The sequence below is a fragment of the Rothia sp. 18CD1-1 genome (genome assembly GCF_055285355.1).
Genome location: NZ_JBUZLI010000001.1, coordinates 22553 through 41065 on the forward strand (window position 1 = coordinate 22553; position 18513 = coordinate 41065).

Consider the following 18513-nt stretch of genomic DNA (forward strand, 5'->3'; position numbering starts at 1 on the left):
AGAAAGGGAATAATGGAAGAAAAAATCTGTTCATGGATAAAAGAAGATTCTGAAAATATTTTATCTTTATTAAAGAAACTTGTAATGTTTACTTCGCGTGAAGATATTGAAGATACCCGCGGTGTTATGGGTGTCTTGTGTGAGGCGCTTGGTGAATGGGAGCTCCCGTACGAAGAGTATACTCACACCGCTAAGATGCCAAATATTCTTGCAAATTTCTCCGGCCTCCAGAGTAAAACTGGCGGTGGTACAGGGGGTGTCTCCTTACCGTCGAAACACCTGATGCTATGCGGGCACCTTGATATACTTCCCACCGGAAACCTTGCAAACTGGTCGCGTGATCCGTTTGCCGCCGAGGAAGAGAACGGCCGAATCTATGGTCGAGGATTGGCTGATATGAAAGCCGGAGTTGTTGCTATGCTTTACGCCTACAGATACGCAAATCGCTGTAGAAGTCTATTTAAAGGGCAGCTCTCTATGGCCCTTGTTTCTGATGAAGAAACAGGGTGGGGTCGAGGAGCTGGGTATCTCTTTGACACTGTCCCTGAAAAAATGCTTGCCGACGGTGTTTTGCTGGCTGAACCAACACACGAGCAGGTAATTTCATATTCTTCCAAGGGCTATACACAACTAGAAATTACGGTGTCTACCCAAGGGGCTATAGCTGGGTATGATAATTTTTCAGAAAATGCAGTAGAAGTTGCCATGGATATTGCGTGTGAGCTCAAGAAACTTGAGGAAATTCCAACTATTCTTCCGGAAGCTGTGAGGAGGCCAGTTGCTTCACCTGAGGAAGCCTCCTGGTATGAAGCGAGGGTTGGTCGCGGGATGGTGGATCAGCTTCAGAAAATCTCGGTGACGGTGGGCAAGATCAGTGGTGGAGATTTGCCGAGCCTCATCCCTTCTCAAGCACGTTTATCGGTGATGATTGTGACTCCGCAGGGCGTCTCAACAAAAAATGTGGTTGCTCGTGCCCGGAGAATCGTTAAAAAATTTCCCGGGGCACGTCTAGAGTTGGTTGGAAGCGATGCTGCCGACTACTCGGAGCCTCGGGGTGAACTGTTTGAAAATTTGGCGGCTACGATTGCTCGTGTGACAGGCAAGGAAGTACGCGGTGCACCTGAAATTGCGCTATCGGATGCGCGCTACTGGCGGTATAGGGGAATCCCCGCATACTGGTATGGTTGCGATGGTTCTTCTGTGGGAATGCCCGACGAATCTGTGGAATTTAGCCGGGTCTTAGAACTAGTTGAGGTCTACACGAGAACAATTATTTCCTATCTGAAGTAGGAGGAGCTGCATCAATATTCGAGCTCGCGGATCGGTGACGTGCGCGCAGATTGATGTGGGCCACAAGGACACTATGGGCTGAAAGGGTATACTGGGAGCCGTTTTATGGCAGCGTGACACCGTATGGAAGGGAGCCGACTATGGCTCGGGCAACTATTATTCTTGTTCACGGTTTTTGGGGCGGTGCTATGCACTGGTCAAAGGTGATACCCCACCTGGTGAAAGAGGGTTACACCGTGCAGGCTGTGGAGAACCCGCTGACCTCGTTTAAAGGTGATGTTGCGCGAACCGTCCAGATGATTAATCAGGCGGAAGACGACGTGATCCTTGTCGGACACTCCTACGGCGGGGCGGTAATCACCGAAGCGGGAAATAACCCCAAAGTAAAGGCCCTGGTCTATATTGCGGCCTTTGCCCCGGATCAGGGGGAGTCAACCGGATCGATTTCTGAACAGAAACCGGCTGCCGCTATCTCTAACGTTGTTGAGGATTCGGACGGCTACCTGTGGGTGGGGCAGGAGAAGTTCCACGAGAGTTTCTGCCAGGATATTGATCGGGAAGAAGCAACGGTGCTCGCGGTAACCCAGAAGGCACCGCAGGCGGAAACTTTTGCCGGGACAGTCAAGAGCCCAGCCTGGAAGGTAAAGCCCAGCTACTACCAGGTGTCTACCGAAGACAGAATGATTAGCCCCGAAAATCAGCGGATGATGGCGGAGCGTATGCAGCCCGTGAAGCGTATCGAGCTGAACTCTTCGCATGTTTCTCCGGTATCCCATGCGCCGGAGGTCGCCCAGCTGATTGTGCAGGCTGCCCAAGAGCAAGCATAGCTGTACCGTATATACCTGAAAATTAGTAGATAAAACCGTGGGTGCCCCTAACCGTGGTCGGGGCACCCACGGTTTTCGCGTGGATACTAGGTTATAGGTTCTTGGCAAAGAAAGGCGTGATATACCCGAACGCCTCGGGCACCCAGGGCGCTAGGTCATAAAGATCAAAGTGACCCGCCTCCGCACTAACGCGCATGCCTTTGGGCTCTATTGCAGGTCCTAGTAGAAGCTGGGTTTTTCCCAGGCGGTATCGGTTTCGCCCAGGCCAAGACTCTCCCGGCTGTAAGAGAGTTTATTAGCCAGAACGTCTGTAATGAACTGGGCGACAGCTTCTCGGGTTACCTGCGCCTCGGTAAAGGGCTCGCCCTTGCGGGTGACGTTGAGCGGTTTATTCTCTGCATTGTAGAGCCAGGTGATACGCAGGATCAGATAGTCAAGATCGCCGGCCTCAAGGTTATCCGCCAGGGTGCGGATGGGGGTCTGCCACATGAGCCCGGTATTGGCACGGTACCATTTTTGGAAAGGCCCTTCAATCTCCCGGTAGATATCGGGTACGCTCAGCACGACGACGCGATTGACACCGGCGGCCTGCATAGCTTCCTGTACAGGTGCAAAAGTGGTGTCGTCGGCAACAAAACCGAGGAGAACAGCGTCTGCGCCGACCATGGCCTGGGTGAGGGCGTTGACGTCGGAGTGGTCACCATCGATAAGGGTGACCCGGTCTGAACTGAACCGGGCAAGACGGCTCTGCGCCCGCCGGGCAAAAAGCACTAGCTCAGCATCTGTCTGATCGAGAAGATAACGGGCGGTGAGTTGGCCGATCTGCCCAGCTGCCCCAATAATCACGATTTTCATGGGTGTTCCTTCTGAGTATCTTGCGGACATATGGTGAAGTGCAGCCTGCGATGAGCGAGGCGGTTTCAGAATAGAAATCCAGCCCGTCTACTCCGAGTAAAGAGCAGCGGGCTGAACGGTTAACTACATACTAGTGGGAGAGAAGTCCGGCAGCAAACTGGCAGGGTATTACTGATTCGGTCTAGAGTTTTATTTTAACACAGTACGGGCAGGTTTCTTGCAGAGCCAAACGGTGCTCGTGCGCTCCAACCGAGGGGTGCGGAAGCCCGGTCTTGAGAGTATGGCCTGTCGCTGAGTCTCGTGAGTGTGGGTGCGTCGGGTTACGCCCACGATTGTATCGGCTACATCATCGATGAACTATTGAGTCCGTTTCAGGCAACCAGCGACCTCATCGGAACACGGTTTCTTGGCCCGTTTGTGGTTGAATGGGCACTGAATATCACGGATACGGGCCTGGGCGAGCAGGCCGCGGCCTATCAAAATTATCTGGTATCTACCCGTCCGGTATCAGGGTCACAACAGGGGTAAACAATGAAATATTTTGAACTCGGGAACAGCGGTGTAAAAGTCTCACAACTGATGCTGGGCGGAATGTCGTTTGGGCAGCCTAGTGCGGACTTTCACCGGTGGACAGTAGATCAGGCCACCACAACGGCAGTGATCGCAAAGGCTCTAGAATCGGGGCTGAACACAATTGATACCGCCAATGTTTACGCCCACGGCACGAGCGAAGAATACATTGGTACTGCGCTACAAGAGTTGAAGGTGGCGCGTGAGCAGGTTGTCCTGGCCAGCAAAGTATTTTTCAATGAAGGTGCCTTATCTGCCGCAGCGATCCGTCGCGAGGTGGAAGGCTCGTTGAAGCGTCTGGGCACGGATTATCTGGACCTGTACATTATTCACCGTTTTGACTATGGCACGCCCATGGAAGAAACCATGCAGGCCCTAGACGAACTGGTGCAGGCCGGTAAGGTACGTGCGCTGGGCGCCAGTGAAATGTATGCCTACCAGTACCATAATCTACAGCGTATAGCGGTGGATCATGGGTGGACGACCTTTTCAACCATGCAATGCCACTACAACCTGCTCTACCGTGAGCCGGAGCGTGAAATGCTGCCGGTTGTCCGCCAGTTTGGTGCGCTGCCCACCCCCTACAGTCCTTTGGCCAGCGGCCATCTGACCCGGCCCACCTGGGAGTCGGACTCTACGCGGGCCACCACCGACACCGTTATGCAGAACAAGTACGATGCGGCAAAGCGCCAGGATATGCCGATTGTTGAACGGGTGGCGCAGGTGGCCAATAGGCTGGATGTGCCGATGGCGCAGGTAGCCTTGGCCTGGCATTGGGCGCACGGGCCTGCCTCACCCATTGTGGGCTGTTCCTCACCCCGGCGGGTGGAACAAGCTGTGGCGGCCACCCGGTTGACACTGAGTGAGGAGGACGTGGCCTTCCTTGAAGAACCGTATACCGCCCACGAGCTTGTTGGCCCTCTAGCCCGGCCCGGCGAACGGGACCTAGCCGGAACGGCGCGGCCTGACAGTAGTAGCGCTTGAGAGGGGACGGCCGCGGAAAATCGGCGGTAAACTCGGCGCATGGTTCTGAATTCGGGGAGGCAAATCACGCTATTTTACGGTTTTTTCGATTCGGTACGCGCCAAGAACGGTAAACACAATAGTAATGGCGAGCAGGGCCAGAACAACCATCCACGGGAGAATCTCGGTTGAACCAACGGTGAGCGTGTGTCCGTAGTATTCTCTCACAGCTTGGACCGCTTCATCTTGAGGAGATAGCTTCTCTAGCGTGCTTCCCGCGAGAGGGTCACGCAGGAGCATGGCCGCGGGGGAGAAGGGAAGACAGTTGATAATGTTGCGCACGTTTTCACTGACAACACCGAGCGGGAGATATGCCCCGGCAAGAAAACCTAGGAGGGTGCCCATGATCGTGCTAGCGGCCGTGAAGCTCCCGTTCGTTGACACGAACGTAATAGCCCATGATGACAACGCCGAGAAAGTGAGAGACAAAAGAGCCGTATAGCCCGCCGCGATGAAGATGTTCATAGCCCCGGGCCGCACACCGTACAAAAAGTACAGCAAAACCAAACCAAGGGCCATCACAAGGTAGCTCATCACCAGTGACACGATCGTTGCCGAAAGCTGGTACCCCGCGATCAGCTGAGAAGGACGAATGGGCGACACACGGAATTCTTTAAACCGGCCGGTCACGCGGTCATCAACATATGTGCCAAGTGCCGCAAAGCCCGTTGTAAACGTTGTTATCATGACGATCCCGGCAAAAACCCAGCTACTGACATAGCCCAGAACTGTGCTCGTGCTAGCATCCGGGAACATCTCTTTCAGATTGTCTACCTGTAGTGTCCCCAAGAAGAGGACATAAAGCAGGAGCAGGATCAGCGAAGAGAGTAGCGAGAGGAATACGCCCATACGATCCCTGGCGTAAATTGTGAGATTGCGAATGACTAGAGATTGTGTTGTTCTCATGCACGAGCTTCTTTCATGAGGTTGAGGAAAACATCATCCATCGAGCCCTGCACAACGTGGAAGTCGGCAGCCGCATCACCAAGGCTGTTGAGAATGGGAAGCGCGTCGTATGCTCGTGTCAGCGGGGTGATAATTGCACCGCCTTCCTCGTACCAATCCATTTCGGGAAGAAAGCGCTCGATTGCGCCGATAATCGCATCCCGCGTGGAATCACTACTCTTGATCAGCAGGCTCGGGGTAGAGAACTGTGCACGAAGCTCTATCGGAGTACCCGAAGCGATTTGGCGCCCCCTATCAATCACAAGAACATGATCTGCAAACTCGGTTTCTTGCATGTAATGCGTGGTAAGGACGACGGTTAGACCCAGCTGATCGCGTAACCCACCAATCGCCTGCCATATTTGTTCCCTACTTTGTGGGTCGAGACCGGCGGTGGGTTCGTCTAGGAAAATGATCCGCGGACTGTGCAAGAGTGCGCGCGCGATGTCCGTGCGGCGTTTCTCGCCGCCGGACAGGTTTCCGTAAGTCCTATCCCGGAAACCCGCGAGATTCACCAATTCTGAAAGTTGGTCAATGCGCGATCCTGCCACGCCGTAGATCTTTGCTTTCAGAGCGAGATTTTCTTGAACCGTCAAACGCGGGTCCAGCAATGACTGCTGAAAGACAACCCCGATCCTTTCCCGTACCCTGTGGGGTTCGTCAACGACGTTGAATCCGTCTACCGTGATTGTTCCCTCTGTTGGAGCGAGAAGGGTTGTCATACATGAAATCGTGGTTGTCTTTCCCGCACCATTTGACCCGAGAAACGCGAACAGCGAACCATCTGGGACTTTGAAGGATAGATTATCAACCGCGATAACGTCTTTGAAGCGCTTGACCACGTGAGAAACACGGATCATGGCGGTATCGCTGTTAAGTTGCGAACTATCTGCGATTCGTCGTGTATCCATCGTGTAAACAACCCCTTACGTGTCCAATTTAGTGTATATGAAATGACAGCAGCTCAGCCCGACCGGGATTGAGCGACCCTATAGTGTGGTATCACGCAAGAGAATCGCTTCCACATCAGCCGTGAAAAATTTCCTCACGATACTCGCTCACCTGATGACAGAATAAATGTGCATCGCTGTATGCCCTGATCAAATTTTGGGGATTTAGGCGTGTATCTCACTGGTAGAGTTTTCGGGTGGGCCCACGGTGATGACGTCGACTGCGGCGAGGTGACGGCAGGGTATCGGTATTATTCCTGCCTATGAAAAACTATGGTCCGCTAATTGGCCGTGAGCTTGAAGAAGTATTCTGGGTTTCCTGTTGAGTAGTACAGATACCAGGTGTCGATGGTTTTCGCTGGGTAGACGTTGGCCTGTTCCAATATAGCTTTTGCCCATTGTAGCCCCGCAGCAGAGTTAGCGGTGATGAGGTTTTTATCTACCCATACGTTCTTTCTGCGGTATAGCATCTCTCCGGTGTAGTTTGTCGAGAACATGTTGAGATATTCAGGCGAGTTACTAGTGTGTGCGTAACGGTTAAGGACACCTCGGTTTGCCAGTGCCAGTGTTGCCCCGCAGATTGCCGCAACGACAATTCCTTGACCAAGGTATGTTTCTGCTCTATCGAGGATGGTTTGATGTTCTTCCCGCTCCCACGAATCTGCACCGGGTAGCAGCAATGCCGCTGCTTGATCATTTGTGATGATACCGGGTGAACCATCGGGCACAATGGTAAGCCCGCCAAGGGTTTTGACTGGTTTTCCGTCATGGCTAACCGTTCGGAGCTCGTAGTCCCGATGGCCTTGTTTGAGCTGTGGTTCCATGCTGAGACCCTGCAGGATGTTTCCAACCTCCCATTCAGCCATCCCGTCTAGCACGTAGAGGTAGACTTTCTTCACTCCCGTATCCAATCGTTGACTCAGCCCTAGCTCGTAGGTTTCATTCTAACGCGACGATCCTATAGCCGCCCGCCTGAACTCGCGGATCACCACAAACTGATCCTTAAAGCAGGATCTATCCCTTACAGACGCGGCAATGCTTTAAGCCCATTTCACTCAAGTGAGCTGACTAGAACTTTGCTAGTTGTTTTTCTAGCTTTCGACGCCTTCGGTTCAACCTCCAGGTTGCAAACAAGCTCTCTGCTGTCGCTTTGCCAACTTCGGCTACTGTAGGTAGGCCGTTGCTGGCTAACGCGGCATCTATTTCATCTACAGTAGCGTTTTCAGCTTTGAGGTTTTCAATGATCGTTTGTGCGCGCTGCATGTCTTGAGTTCTATGGGGAAGAGCAGAAATCTCAAGTTCACAATTTCGCAACTGACTCAGAACCTGGTCTTGAGATGCCCGAGAAAACAACATTGTTACCTACCAAATACGCATCGTAGGGCCGCATACCCTCCGGCAGCAATGATTGCTGCCGGCGTTCCTGTAGACGCAATTCGGCTCCTAGCCGGGGCGTTGAACCCAAGTCCTATGAGAACCCAAGATGCACGCCATATAGGATCTGCCACAGCGAGAAGGTATGAGAATTGCCCTCTTCAGATGTTTTCAGTGTAGAACCTTGTGATAAGAGCATGCAAGAGCTCATGGATATTATCTAGTGAATATCTTGTACCCGTAGGGGAACCTGTTTGGAGCGGCTGACGGGAATCGAACCCGCGTATCAGGCTTGGGAAGCGTGCGCTCTACCATTGAGCTACAGCCGCGTGCGTTCACAACGCTCTCTCTAGGATAGCCCTATTTGGCGTATTTGGCGAGTTCCTAGGATCCGGTGGCGCACGGTGCGATATTTTTAGAGTGTGCTTATTTCAGATCGCGACATCCGTCAGGAAATTAACAGCGGCAGAATCGTGCTGGAACCCTATGACGAGTCCATGGTTCAGCCGGCCTCAATTGACGTGAGAATCGACCGTTTCTTCCGCCTCTTTGATAACCACAAATACGCCCACATCGACCCCTCGGTGGACCAGTCCGAGCTCACCCACCTGGTAGAGGTTGCCGCGGGAGAACCCTTTATCCTGCACCCCGGCGAGTTTGTGCTGGGCTCAACCTACGAAAAGGTCACTCTGCCCGCCGATATCGCGGCAAGACTTGAGGGCAAATCATCACTGGGGAGGCTGGGCCTGCTCACCCATTCCACGGCCGGTTTTATCGACCCCGGATTCTCCGGGCACGTCACCCTGGAACTATCCAACATGGCGACCCTACCGATTATGCTCTGGCCGGGCTCTAAAGTGGGGCAGCTGTGCTTCTTTAGACTTACCAGCAAAACCGAGCACCCCTACGGTGACGGCGCCTACGGCAACCGCTACCAGGGACAGCGCGGGCCCACCGCCTCACGCAGCTACCTCAATTTTCACCGAACCGAAATCCCCCGTGAAAACTAACAGTTCACCCACCCAACCCCGTACGGCAGGGGAGAAATTAATGTACCGCGGCATATCTTTGAAACCAGCCGGGGTACCGGTGCATCTTATCTTTGACGAGTCAGTGCCCGCAGAATTTATTGCCGCCGTCAAAGACTCCTGGGCCTCGATGAACCCCCAAGAATTTCGGACCAATCCGCGAAGCCCTCACGACCTCGCACATACGGTACTTATCACCGCACAAGAAAACCCCGTACCTGCCCCCGGGCCCGACACCGTGATCCGGGTGAACGATACGGCAGAGGCCCAGGAACAGCTCACCGTCGCCATTACCTTCATCATGCTCAAAAAATTGGCCGGCCGGTTGAGCCTCTTCCACGCGGCTGCCCTGGGCAACGCAGAAAACCACCGTGCACTACTTCTCATCGGCCCGTCGGGCAGGGGGAAAACCACGGCATCACGCTTCCTGGGCCGGCATTTGACCTACCTGTCAGATGAGACCGCGGTGGTGGATAGGCACCTGCACATTCGTCCCTACCCCAAACCGCTGTCAATCATAGAAACCAAGGGCAAACCCAAGGCCCAGTACGATCCGGCAAAACTGGGCATGAATGTGGCCGGTACCGGAGATTTCTCGTACCGGCTCACGCGCATAGTGCTCCTGGATAGGAGCCCCAAACCCTGTACCCCCTCCCTCGAACCGGTGGCACTTGCCGATTCACTGCTTGAAATCGTGCAGCAAACATCGGGACTGGCTCAGACCACAAACGGCATACAGCGGCTCATCGAGCTGGTGCAAGACTGCGGTGGAGCCCTACGACTGACCTACCACGAGATCACCGACACCCTGGGGCTGATACAGCAACTCCTGGCCGGTGAAACAACGATGGCGGCAAATCAAGAGACCGTACAGTACTGTGAAGAACCTGAGCACACCCCGCTAGACGCGACAAAAATTCAGCGGGCACCGGGGACCAGCGGCTACCTCATCGGACAGCGACTCCTCCTCTACCGAGACAGTGAACTCTCGGAGGTATCGGCTTTCGCCGCCGACAGCTGGAGGCTACTCAACACACCGTTACCGGCGGCAGAGCTCAAAAAAGAACTCGAAAAAATCTACGGCGAAATCCCACCACAAGAATTTACTCTCGCTCTAGAAAGCCTACGTGCCGGCGGAGTGGTGCGCTAGAAGGAACCAGAATCTGGCCCCGACCGCAGTGTGGCCCGACGGGGCACACTGCTCAGAGGCAGCACCAGCAGCAGGCCAATAAAGATAACGGTCATGATCCCCAGCACGCCCCAAATCTGTCTCCCCAACAGAGAAACAAAGAACGTAAACAGCGCCGGCGCCAGGAAGGACGCGGCCCGACCGGTCGTGGAATAGAGGCCGAAAATTTCCCCTTCCTTTCCCGCCGGGACCAGCCGCGAAAGATAGGTACGAGAAGCAGACTGTGCCGGCCCCACAAAAGCGCACAGGGCAAGCCCGCACACCCAAAAAATACCCTGGGTCTGCACAAAAAGCAGGGGAGTAGCCGCCACAAGAATCCCCACCAGACTAAAAACAATCACCGTTTTAGGTCCCGCCAAATCATCCATTTTTCCCCCGGCCAGCGCACCCAGGCCCGCCACCACGTTGCCGGCAATCGCAAAAATAATCACATCGGTAGTGGAAAACCCAAAGGTGCCGGCAGCAAGAATCCCCCCAAAGGTAAAAATACCCACCAGACCATCGCGAAAAACCGCCGAAGCAAGAAGAAAATACAGGGTCTGCGGCGCCCGACGATAGAGGGCCCGCATGGTTGCCCACAGTTGCCTATAAGACTCAACCAGCCCGACGCGAGGCGGCACGACAACCGGGCCAGCCAGCCGGTCCCGTCGCCGCAACGTCAGTAGTAGCGGTAAAGAAAAAACCAGGCACCAGAGAGCGGCAAACAGTGCCACCGCCCGAATATTATAGGAGTTCTCGGGCGGAATACCGAGCAGCCCGGTCCCCTCGCCCAACCCGATAAAACCCAGCAGTACCAGGGTGAGCGCAAAAATCCCACCAAAATATCCGGAAGCCCAGCCGAGACCGCTCACCCGCCCAACATTCTGCGGGGTAGAAAACTCGGGAAGCAGGGCGTTATAGTTGACCACCGCGAACTCGTTGACAATATTACCCACGCACAGAAGCAGTACCCCCAGTAGCAGATACCCGGGATCGGGGGCCACAAAAAAACAAAGCGCCATCACAGTGGCGGTGGCAAAGGTGTTGAAGGTCAGCCAGAAGGTGCGTCTACCGGCGGCATCACTGCGCTGACCGGTGACCGGCGCAAGTACCGCAATCAGAAAACCGGCCACCGTGAGACCCGTCGATAGCACAGAAGACGTGTGTGCCGGGTCGCCAAACAGCGACGAGGTCAGATAGACGGCAAAAACAAAGGTGGTCATAATAGCGTTGAAGGCGGCCCCGCCCATATCCCACAGGGCCCAGGCAACAATGGTCGATTTACCTACGGGTGGTCGCATGCTTTGCTCGTCTGTCCGCACTGTCATAGTCTCAAGAGTAACCAACGATATCCGCTCACAGCTGTCACAAACAGCAACTTTTATGGGGCGTGTTTCTGCCGGGGACAGTATATCCTTGAGGGTACGTTCTACATTTTGGGAGGAAGAAATGAACCCGATCCGGATTGCCGGCACACTGGCTTCGCTGGGAGGCGTGGCGCTAGCCAACAAGGCGCTCTCGGCCAGCTGGAAGAAAATCACCGGCAACGAGCCGCCGGCTAACAACCCCGATGACGACGAACGCTGGCGAGACATCATCCTCTGGTCTCTGCTGACCGGCCTGGTGGGCACCGTGATCAAGGTGGCTATTTCCCGCCGGGCGCACGCTCTTGAAGCCAGGCAGGCAGCTAAAACCGGGGGTATCACCGAGGTTTAGGCTGCCGGTACACACTGCGTCTCACCAAGTTGTGTCTCGGTAGGCTTATACTCAAAAGGTAGTGCGCATAGAAAATGCGCTGTGTAGAAACGACAGGGGAGCACCGCCGGTGCTGAGAGTGCGAAAGCAGACCCTCGAACCTGATCCGGCTAGTACCGGTGGAGGAAGTCGAGTCTCAAAGTCCGCAGACACTGCGGCTCCCCTTCCCGTGTGGAAGGATATTTTATGGCTCACAAAGCCGTGTTCACCTGGCGGGTGAACGATATTGTGGTGGCGTCGGTTCTTGCCGTTGCCTGCGGTCTTCTGTTCTGGCTGTGGTCGAACCTGGTGTATCCGGTATCCACCGCCGCACTGGCTCTGGCCCCGGAGTTTATGCCGCTGGTTTCCGGGGTCTGGCTACTTGCCGGTGTCCTGGGCGGCTACATTATTCGTAAGCCGGGTGCCGCGCTCTACTGCGAGCTGCTGGCGGCGATTGTATCGGCCCTGCTGGGTAGCCAGTATTCGTGGACCGCGGTGCTATCGGGTCTTGTGCAGGGCATCGGGGCCGAACTGGTTTTCGCTGTCTTCTTCTATCGAGTCTGGAATATGTACAGTGCCCTGGCCGCCGGTGCCGTGGCCGGCCTAGCAATGGGTGTCTCTGAAATCGTCATCTATTATGCCGCAGAAATTTCCGGCCCCAAGGCTCTGATTTACACGGTGTGTGCGGCTCTCTCGGGCGCGGTCCTGGCCGGCTTATCGTCCTGGCTGCTGGCCCGGTCGCTGGCAAAGACCGGGGTGCTGTCTTCCTTTGCCGCGGGGAGAGGGTAGCACGCTAGGCATGGGGGATCACCTTTCTTCTGCCGCCCGTATCGAGGCGGTTGACTGCGGCTGGCACTACGCCGGCAGAGAGAAACCGGCCTTTTCCCGTCTCAATTTTGTGATTGATCCCGGGCAGAAAGTGCTCCTGTTGGGGCCCTCAGGCGCCGGCAAATCAACCCTGCTTCACGCCATCGGCGGAATAGTCCACGATAATGACGGCGGTATTTTACAGGGCAGCCTCACCGTGGGTGGACTATCCCCTCGAGAGGCAAGGGGGTCTGCCGGGTTGATGCAGCAGGACCCGGAGTCTTCGGTGGTGCTTTCCCGTGTGGGGGACGACGTTGCTTTCGGGCCCGAGAACCTTGCCGTGGATCCCCGGCAGATCTGGCAGCGGGTGGAGCAGTCCCTGGCGGCGGTGGGCCTGGAGGATCTGGCGCTTGACCGGCCCACCTCGAACCTTTCTGGTGGTCAAAAACAGCGTCTGGGGCTTGCCGGTATTCTTGCTATGCGGCCGGGGGCTCTGCTGCTCGATGAACCCACCGCAAACCTAGACCCGCGGGGTATGGAGCGGGTGCGGGACTCGGTGCTTGCCGCTCAGAGGCTTACCGGCGCTACCCTGGTGGTGGTGGAGCACAGGGTTGGGCTGTGGGCGCAGCATATGGATCGTGTTATTGTTCTGGGCCGTGACGGCGGTATCGCCCACGACGGGCCGCCGGGGGAAGTGCTTGATCGGGCAGCCGGTGAGCTGGCTGAGGCCGGTGTCTGGGTACCCGGTCTGCGACCCGAAACCCCGAAGGGCCGGGACGTGACGGGTGAAGTCCTTATTCGTGCCAGCCGGCTGAGTGTAACCCGCGAGTATCCCCGGCGGAAAACAATACGGGCGCGGCGCAGAGAGCTCGCCGCCGGCAGGGTCCCGCGGCTTGATCTGCCGGCCGTGGCGTCGGGGCTGGATTTTGACGTGAGAGCCGGCGAACACCTGAGTATTGTGGGGCACAACGGTGCGGGTAAGTCCACCCTGGCACTGACCCTGGCCGGGCTGCTTTACCCGGCAGGTGGACAGCTGGTGGCAACGCGTCCGCTGAGGTCTCTGATCCCCGGGCAGAGGGCGCAGGACCCGGGGGCAGACATTGCTGGTTGGAGTCCTACAGATGTGATATCGCGGATCGGACTGGTTTTCCAGCAGCCCGAGCAGCAGTTTATGAGGGCCACGGTGCGCGAGGAACTGGAGTTTGGCCCCCGCCGCCTGGCGCGGGTGCGCGGGCAAAGAGTTGATGAAGATCAGCTCCGCAGCCGGTGCGACGACCTTCTCGACAGGCTGCGGTTGGGGGGCCTTGAGCAGGCAAATCCTTTCACGCTTTCGGGCGGTGAAAAGCGGAGGCTGTCGGTTGCTACCGCCCTGGCCACCGAACCGCGGGTTCTGATATTGGACGAGCCCACTTTCGGTCAGGACGCCAACACCTGGCGGCAGCTTCTCCACCTGGTGAAGGAGCTGCTCGATCGGGGGACCGCGGTACTGTCGGTAACCCACGACCTTGATTTTGCGCGGGCGGTTGGTGGCAGAGCTCTTCTGCTGGGCGGCCCGAAGAGCGGGCACGTGTGCGAGGTGGGGCAGCTGTGATAGATACTGTGGTTCCGGTTGGTCAGAGTCAAAGCGGGGCGGTGAACCTGAACGCCGGGGTGAAACTGGGGGCCACCTTACTGCTGACGTGCGCCCTGGTGGTGGTTAAAGACTGGGTGAGTACAGGTTCTATTCTTCTGCTTGAAATGCTGTTTTTGGCCCTGTGGGGGGTGAACCCGGTGAGATTGTTGGGCCGGTTTTGGCCGGTCCTGTTTGCCACCGTTTTTTCGGGCTGGTCAGTTTCGCTACTGGCCGATAAAACCGGTAGCACCGTGATCGAGCTGGGTTTGATATGGGTGACCACCGATTCTTTATTGACCGGTGCCGCCCTGATGCTGCGTGGGCTGGCCATGGTACTGCCGGGGCTTTTGCTGATCTCGACCACCGACCCCGTAGATATTGCGGATTCGCTGGCGCAGACGGTGCGGCTACCGGCCCGGTTTGTGCTGGGGGCCCTGGCAGCTTTTCGCCTGGTAGATCTGATGCTTGATGAGTGGAAGACCTTGGGACAGGCGCGGCGTGCGCGCGGTGTGGGATCCCGGAGCAACCTCTTTGGGCGGGTTCACACCTTGGGAGGGCAGGTGTTTGCCCTGCTGGTGCAGGCCATTCGCAGGGGCAGCCGGTTAGCCATCACCATGGAGGCCCGCGGCTTTGGTGCCGTGAAGCAGCGGACCTGGGCGCGCAGACCCACCTATTCTCCGGCTGATCTCCGGTTTGTGCTGGGTGTTCTGGCGGTGATCCTTGCCGGCTATTTTATTGCCCATTGGGCCGGTAGCCTCACCTTTATCTGGCAGTAGTATCCGCTTTATCCATTGAGCTGTCACGGTCTTTCGGACCGTGAAGCTTCAGGCGCCCTCTGTCCGCGGGGTTAGCTGATTCTACGGGGAGGTCGTGAGGTAGCCTAGAAGCTGCTCGGTTGTCCGGGCGGAGGACGCCAGCGGGGTGCCATTCAGGTGTGTTACCGGTGCCAGCAGCCGGACCGATGAGGTCAGCCAGACCCCGTCTGACTCATAGAGGTCCTGCGGGTAGAGCGGTCCGAAGCCCAGCTCCCAGCCGTCGCGGCGGGCGGCAGAAAAGATAGCCCCCTGGGTGGTGCCGGGTAGGATACCGTGGTTGGGCTCCGGGGTGAGCAGAGTTTTGACCCCCGCAAGGGTTTTTGCCACCAGAACCGAGCTGGTGGCACCCTCGAGAATACGCCGGTCTTTGGTCACAAAAATTGCCTCATCGGCACCCTGCTTCTGCACGTAGCGCAGTACCGCCATGTTGAGGGCGTAGGAGAGGGTCTTGGCTCCGGTGAGCAGCCAGGGGTAGGAGCCGTCGTCTGCCGGATCGTGCCCGCGCGGTAGGGTGATAGCCCGCACCCCCGAAACACGCTGGTCCAGGGTTTTCTGCGGTGCGGGGGAGACGGTGACCCAGCAGTGCGGGCCGGCTTCGGGGGCCCCGCGGGAAATGATGATCTTCACCAGGTGTTCCTCGCCAACCGCCGTGCGCGGGCCGGGCTCCGCGGCGGAGAGAGCGAGGTCAACCGCGGCGGCCAGCGCTGTTGAATCGGGGCGGGGGAGCTCTAGCATTCGGGCAGACTTCGCTAACCGCTCCAGGTGCGCCTCAAATTTTCTGACGCGGCGGTCGGCAGAAAGCATGGTTTCAAACACGCCGTCGCCGCGGGTGAGCCCCTGATCTTCAATGCTGATAAGAGGCTGTGAGGCATCGACAAGCCTGCCCGATGGGTAGCCACTGGAGAGCATCACTACTGTAGTCATACTCACCATTAAACCTTGTTTTGGGAAGGCGACCAGCACCTACCGGAGTGTGATGTCTCCGGTCTTGGGGCCGCCGCTGTGGAATTCCGCTCCCTCCTTGGTCCAGTCACCGTAGCGAATTGGGGTGGTGAACAGGGCGGTAGCAGAGGCCAGGGAGAATCCCAGCATGGTGAGTGCCATGGGCATGGTGGCAGAGGTCCCTCCCAGGGCAACCAGGGCTGGTACCAGCGCGCCGATGATTGACTGTACTGTGCCCAGGGAGGCGCTGGCGGACCCCGCAAGCCGCCGGCCCTCCATGAGGGCCAGGGAAGATGCGTTGCTGAAAATGAGCCCGGCGGCACAGGTGTTCAAAAAGAGCAGCACCAGGGTGGCCTGTAGGTTGGGGCCAAACACGAAATCGACGGTGAGCCCGATACTCACGGACACCAGCAGAACGACACCGACGGTCAGCATCTTACGCATGGACACGCGGCCTACCAGAAAAGTGACCAGTGAGCTCATGCCCACAATACCCACCGAGTTCATCCCAAAGACCAGGGTGTACTGTAGCGGGCTGAGCCCCAGCACGTTTTGTAGCACGTAGCTGGAACCGGAGACATAGGCAAAGAGCGTGCCGAAGGCCAGGGTGGAGGTGAGCATGAAGCCGCGGAAACGCGGTATTGCCAGTACCTCAGGTATGCCCCTGTACGCAGAGAGCACCGATCCTTTTCGGCGCCGCTGCGGCGGCAGGGTTTCTGTGAGGGCGGTAAAGGTGAGGATCATGGAGGCGGTCATGAAGACGGTGAGTAGCCCAAAGACTGCGCGCCAGGAGGCGAGTTCAAGCACAAAGCCGCCGAGTACGGGGGCAAGAATGGGGGCAAACCCGTTGATCATCATCATGATTCCCATGAGCTTTGCCGTTTGGTTTCCCCTGGTTGAGTCGGCAACGATGGCGCGGGCAACCACCAGCCCGGTGGCCCCGGCTATACCCATGATGAAGCGGGCGATAATCAGCAGCTCGATAGTGGGGGCAAAAATACAGGCCAGCGCAGAAAGCCAGCTGAGCACCACTCCCACGTAGAGCGGGCGCATCCGCCCCAGTTTGTCGGAGAGGGGGCCGGCAACAAACTGGCCGATAGCCATGCCCACCATGAAGGCGGAGAGGGTGAGCTGGGTGAGTGAGGCGGTGGTACCCAGTTCGTTGGTAATGGTGGGTAGTGCGGCGAGGTACATGTCGGTGGCAAGCGGCCCCACAGCGGTGAGCAGGGCTAACGATACTAGCGAGAGTTTGCCAATGGGAGGGAGGTTTGTTTGTGCGCTCACGGTTATTTTCTGGTGCCTCCTTGGGCTGGGTGTTGCGGTCACCGGTGGGGTGGCGGCTGGGCTGAATCTTCTGAAGCGTGGAGAAGCAGATTAATTTTACCCGCTAGGGGGCCGGTGGCTAGCAGCCTTTCTTCCTGTGCGGCCCACATCTCCCAGTAGGGTCGGAAGAGTTGTCCATCACGGGCTAGAGCCCTTTTCTTTCTTGCGGGGGCGGGTAACTCGATCCAGCAGGAGATGTCGGCTTTGCCCTGGGCGGCCCCCACTCCCTCACAGATCAGAACAGTGGCGGGCGCGACCTTTTGTACGTGGGGGCCGGTGGGTTTGCTGTCCCGCCAGTCCCAGCCGTAGTACACCATGGGTGTACCGGAGGCCAGGGCCAGCGCGTTCCTCTTCCACTGGGCCACACCGGCGGCCAGCCCGCCCCAGCCCTGGTAGAGGTCCTCCATATGGAAAATATCGTGGGCCAGAGCAGCTGCCGTGAGCCGGTCCGACAGGCGGGCGGCCAGGGTGGTCTTGCCGGCACCGCTTCGTCCGTCGATAGCAATGACGTAGGGTGCGGTATCGGTGAGCCTGATGCCGGTGGTGATGGCGTGCAGGAATGCCTCCGTATCGGTAAATTCGTGCACGGATCAGTTCTCTGCGGTGTCGTTTTTGGCTCGCGCGATGACCCCGGGGACGGCGTCGCGGATCATGGTAAAGGTTGTGTAGAAATCTTCTTGGTCGCCGTACCAGGGGTCGTAGATCCCCAGCGAGTCGTGCGGCTGCTGGGCGAGTGCCGGATCGAATTCTCTCATGAGGTGTACCTTGGCGCGGTCTTCTGTGGTGGGAGCCATGCGTGTGAGTGCCCTGTAGTGGTTGAGATCCATTGCCAGAATGAGGTTGTGGTGCGCAAAGTCACGGGCGCGGAACTGCCGGGCGCGGTGGGCACCGGCGTCTATGCCGACCTCGGCGAGTACCCTGTGGGCGCGGGAGTCGATGGGGTTGCCCACCTCTTCCGCGGTGATTGCCGATGAATCTACCTCGAGGTCTAGCCCGGCCCTGCGGGCGGCGTCGCGAATGAGGTACTCGCCCATGGGGGAGCGGCAGATATTTCCGGTGCAGACTGTCATGATTTTGTACATGTAGCTATCTTTGCACGGCCGCACCCGTGGGGGGCTGTTGTGGGTGAGCTCGATGGGGCCGATCAGCCTGCCCGGCAGGGTGCTGCCGCCGTACCTTGAGCGCGTATCGCTCAAGATTGAGCCTTGTTCACCGAGAGCTGATAATTGTTCTAACGGATTCTCACAAGC

20 protein-coding genes, 1 tRNA gene and 1 riboswitch are annotated in these 18513 nt (G+C 57.2%); of the genes, 10 read left to right on the plus strand and 11 right to left on the minus strand.

Going from position 1 to position 18513, the window contains the following annotated elements; translation table 11 throughout:
- Positions 1 to 12 precede the first annotated feature (12 nt).
- Both ACS1BR_RS00135 and ACS1BR_RS00140 read left to right on the plus strand, forming a co-directional pair.
- Positions 13 to 1290: a M20 family metallopeptidase gene (locus ACS1BR_RS00135; protein WP_463559370.1), complete on the plus strand. Its 1278-nt coding sequence runs from the start codon at positions 13 to 15 to the stop codon at positions 1288 to 1290.
- Positions 1291 to 1430: 140 nt separating this feature from the next.
- Positions 1431 to 2117, plus strand: coding sequence for an alpha/beta hydrolase (locus tag ACS1BR_RS00140; protein ID WP_463559371.1), 687 nt, complete (start codon positions 1431 to 1433; stop codon positions 2115 to 2117).
- Between the two features lie 219 nt (positions 2118 to 2336).
- On the opposite strand, the gene ACS1BR_RS00145 is transcribed toward ACS1BR_RS00140, so the two are convergent.
- Positions 2337 to 2972: an NAD(P)H-binding protein gene (locus tag ACS1BR_RS00145; protein WP_463559372.1), complete on the minus strand. Its 636-nt coding sequence runs from the start codon at positions 2970 to 2972 to the stop codon at positions 2337 to 2339.
- A gap of 300 nt (positions 2973 to 3272) precedes the next feature.
- Here ACS1BR_RS00145 and ACS1BR_RS00150 point away from each other — a divergent pair, with 300 nt between their 5' ends.
- Both ACS1BR_RS00150 and ACS1BR_RS00155 read left to right on the plus strand, forming a co-directional pair.
- On the plus strand, positions 3273 to 3500 hold the full coding sequence (locus ACS1BR_RS00150; protein ID WP_463559373.1) for a hypothetical protein: 228 nt from the start codon (positions 3273 to 3275) through the stop codon (positions 3498 to 3500).
- 3 nt (positions 3501 to 3503) lie between these two features.
- A complete protein-coding gene (locus tag ACS1BR_RS00155; RefSeq protein ID WP_463559374.1) occupies positions 3504 to 4526 on the plus strand; it encodes an aldo/keto reductase in 1023 nt (340 codons plus the stop codon).
- A 69-nt stretch (positions 4527 to 4595) separates the two neighbouring features.
- Here the strand turns inward: ACS1BR_RS00155 and ACS1BR_RS00160 are convergent, their stop codons facing one another.
- The 5 genes from ACS1BR_RS00160 to ACS1BR_RS00180 all read right to left on the minus strand — a co-directional run bounded on the left by ACS1BR_RS00160 (position 4596) and on the right by ACS1BR_RS00180 (position 8163).
- On the minus strand, positions 4596 to 5471 hold the full coding sequence (locus tag ACS1BR_RS00160; RefSeq protein ID WP_463559375.1) for an ABC transporter permease: 876 nt from the start codon (positions 5469 to 5471) through the stop codon (positions 4596 to 4598).
- Positions 5468 to 6421: an ABC transporter ATP-binding protein gene (locus ACS1BR_RS00165; protein ID WP_463559376.1), complete on the minus strand. Its 954-nt coding sequence runs from the start codon at positions 6419 to 6421 to the stop codon at positions 5468 to 5470. The genes ACS1BR_RS00160 and ACS1BR_RS00165 overlap by 4 nt, the downstream gene beginning before the upstream one ends.
- 320 nt (positions 6422 to 6741) lie before the next feature.
- A complete protein-coding gene (locus ACS1BR_RS00170; protein WP_463559377.1) occupies positions 6742 to 7359 on the minus strand; it encodes a DJ-1/PfpI family protein in 618 nt (205 codons plus the stop codon).
- A 169-nt stretch (positions 7360 to 7528) separates the two neighbouring features.
- The gene (locus ACS1BR_RS00175; RefSeq protein ID WP_463559378.1) at positions 7529 to 7723 is read right to left on the minus strand and encodes a hypothetical protein; all 195 of its coding nucleotides are present in this window, start codon (positions 7721 to 7723) and stop codon (positions 7529 to 7531) included.
- 366 nt (positions 7724 to 8089) lie between these two features.
- Positions 8090 to 8163 (minus strand) — tRNA-Gly (locus ACS1BR_RS00180).
- A gap of 93 nt (positions 8164 to 8256) precedes the next feature.
- Between ACS1BR_RS00180 and dcd the strand changes: the two genes are divergently transcribed.
- Together dcd and ACS1BR_RS00190 are read left to right on the plus strand one after the other, a co-directional pair.
- Positions 8257 to 8844: a dCTP deaminase gene (gene dcd / locus ACS1BR_RS00185; protein WP_463559379.1), complete on the plus strand. Its 588-nt coding sequence runs from the start codon at positions 8257 to 8259 to the stop codon at positions 8842 to 8844.
- 40 nt (positions 8845 to 8884) lie between these two features.
- Entirely contained in the window at positions 8885 to 10012 is a 1128-nt protein-coding gene (locus ACS1BR_RS00190) for a hypothetical protein (protein ID WP_463559380.1), read from the plus strand.
- On the opposite strand, the gene ACS1BR_RS00195 is transcribed toward ACS1BR_RS00190, so the two are convergent.
- Positions 10009 to 11331 (minus strand): MFS transporter, encoded by a 1323-nt coding sequence (locus ACS1BR_RS00195; protein WP_463559381.1) that lies wholly within the window; start codon positions 11329 to 11331, stop codon positions 10009 to 10011. The genes ACS1BR_RS00190 and ACS1BR_RS00195 overlap by 4 nt on opposite strands.
- A 148-nt stretch (positions 11332 to 11479) precedes the next feature.
- On the opposite strand from ACS1BR_RS00195, the gene ACS1BR_RS00200 reads away from it, so the two are divergent.
- The 4 genes from ACS1BR_RS00200 to ACS1BR_RS00215 all read left to right on the plus strand — a co-directional run bounded on the left by ACS1BR_RS00200 (position 11480) and on the right by ACS1BR_RS00215 (position 14959).
- Positions 11480 to 11746, plus strand: a complete 267-nt coding sequence (locus tag ACS1BR_RS00200) for a DUF4235 domain-containing protein (protein ID WP_463559382.1) — start codon at positions 11480 to 11482, stop codon at positions 11744 to 11746.
- A gap of 84 nt (positions 11747 to 11830) precedes the next feature.
- Positions 11831 to 11930: riboswitch (TPP riboswitch) on the plus strand.
- Positions 11931 to 11971: 41 nt separating this feature from the next.
- Positions 11972 to 12553, plus strand: a complete 582-nt coding sequence (locus ACS1BR_RS00205; RefSeq protein ID WP_463559383.1) for an ECF transporter S component — start codon at positions 11972 to 11974, stop codon at positions 12551 to 12553.
- A gap of 10 nt (positions 12554 to 12563) precedes the next feature.
- Positions 12564 to 14162 carry an ABC transporter ATP-binding protein gene (locus tag ACS1BR_RS00210; protein ID WP_463559384.1) on the plus strand — a complete coding sequence of 533 codons (1599 nt, stop codon included), beginning with the start codon at positions 12564 to 12566 and terminating at the stop codon, positions 14160 to 14162.
- Entirely contained in the window at positions 14159 to 14959 is an 801-nt protein-coding gene (locus ACS1BR_RS00215; protein ID WP_463559385.1) for an energy-coupling factor transporter transmembrane component T family protein, read from the plus strand. Before ACS1BR_RS00210 ends, ACS1BR_RS00215 begins: the two co-directional genes overlap by 4 nt.
- 81 nt (positions 14960 to 15040) lie before the next feature.
- On the opposite strand, the gene ACS1BR_RS00220 is transcribed toward ACS1BR_RS00215, so the two are convergent.
- From ACS1BR_RS00220 to ACS1BR_RS00235, 4 genes are read right to left on the minus strand one after another with little or no spacing between them, the layout of a single operon-like run.
- A complete protein-coding gene (locus tag ACS1BR_RS00220; protein ID WP_463559386.1) occupies positions 15041 to 15922 on the minus strand; it encodes an aminotransferase class IV in 882 nt (293 codons plus the stop codon).
- 39 nt (positions 15923 to 15961) lie between these two features.
- Positions 15962 to 17224: a multidrug effflux MFS transporter gene (locus ACS1BR_RS00225; protein ID WP_463559387.1), complete on the minus strand. Its 1263-nt coding sequence runs from the start codon at positions 17222 to 17224 to the stop codon at positions 15962 to 15964.
- Positions 17225 to 17262: 38 nt separating this feature from the next.
- Positions 17263 to 17850 carry a nucleoside/nucleotide kinase family protein gene (locus tag ACS1BR_RS00230; protein WP_463559388.1) on the minus strand — a complete coding sequence of 196 codons (588 nt, stop codon included), beginning with the start codon at positions 17848 to 17850 and terminating at the stop codon, positions 17263 to 17265.
- A 3-nt stretch (positions 17851 to 17853) separates the two neighbouring features.
- A complete protein-coding gene (locus ACS1BR_RS00235) occupies positions 17854 to 18459 on the minus strand; it encodes a low molecular weight protein-tyrosine-phosphatase (RefSeq protein ID WP_463559389.1) in 606 nt (201 codons plus the stop codon).
- Between the last annotated feature and the right edge of the window lie 54 nt (positions 18460 to 18513).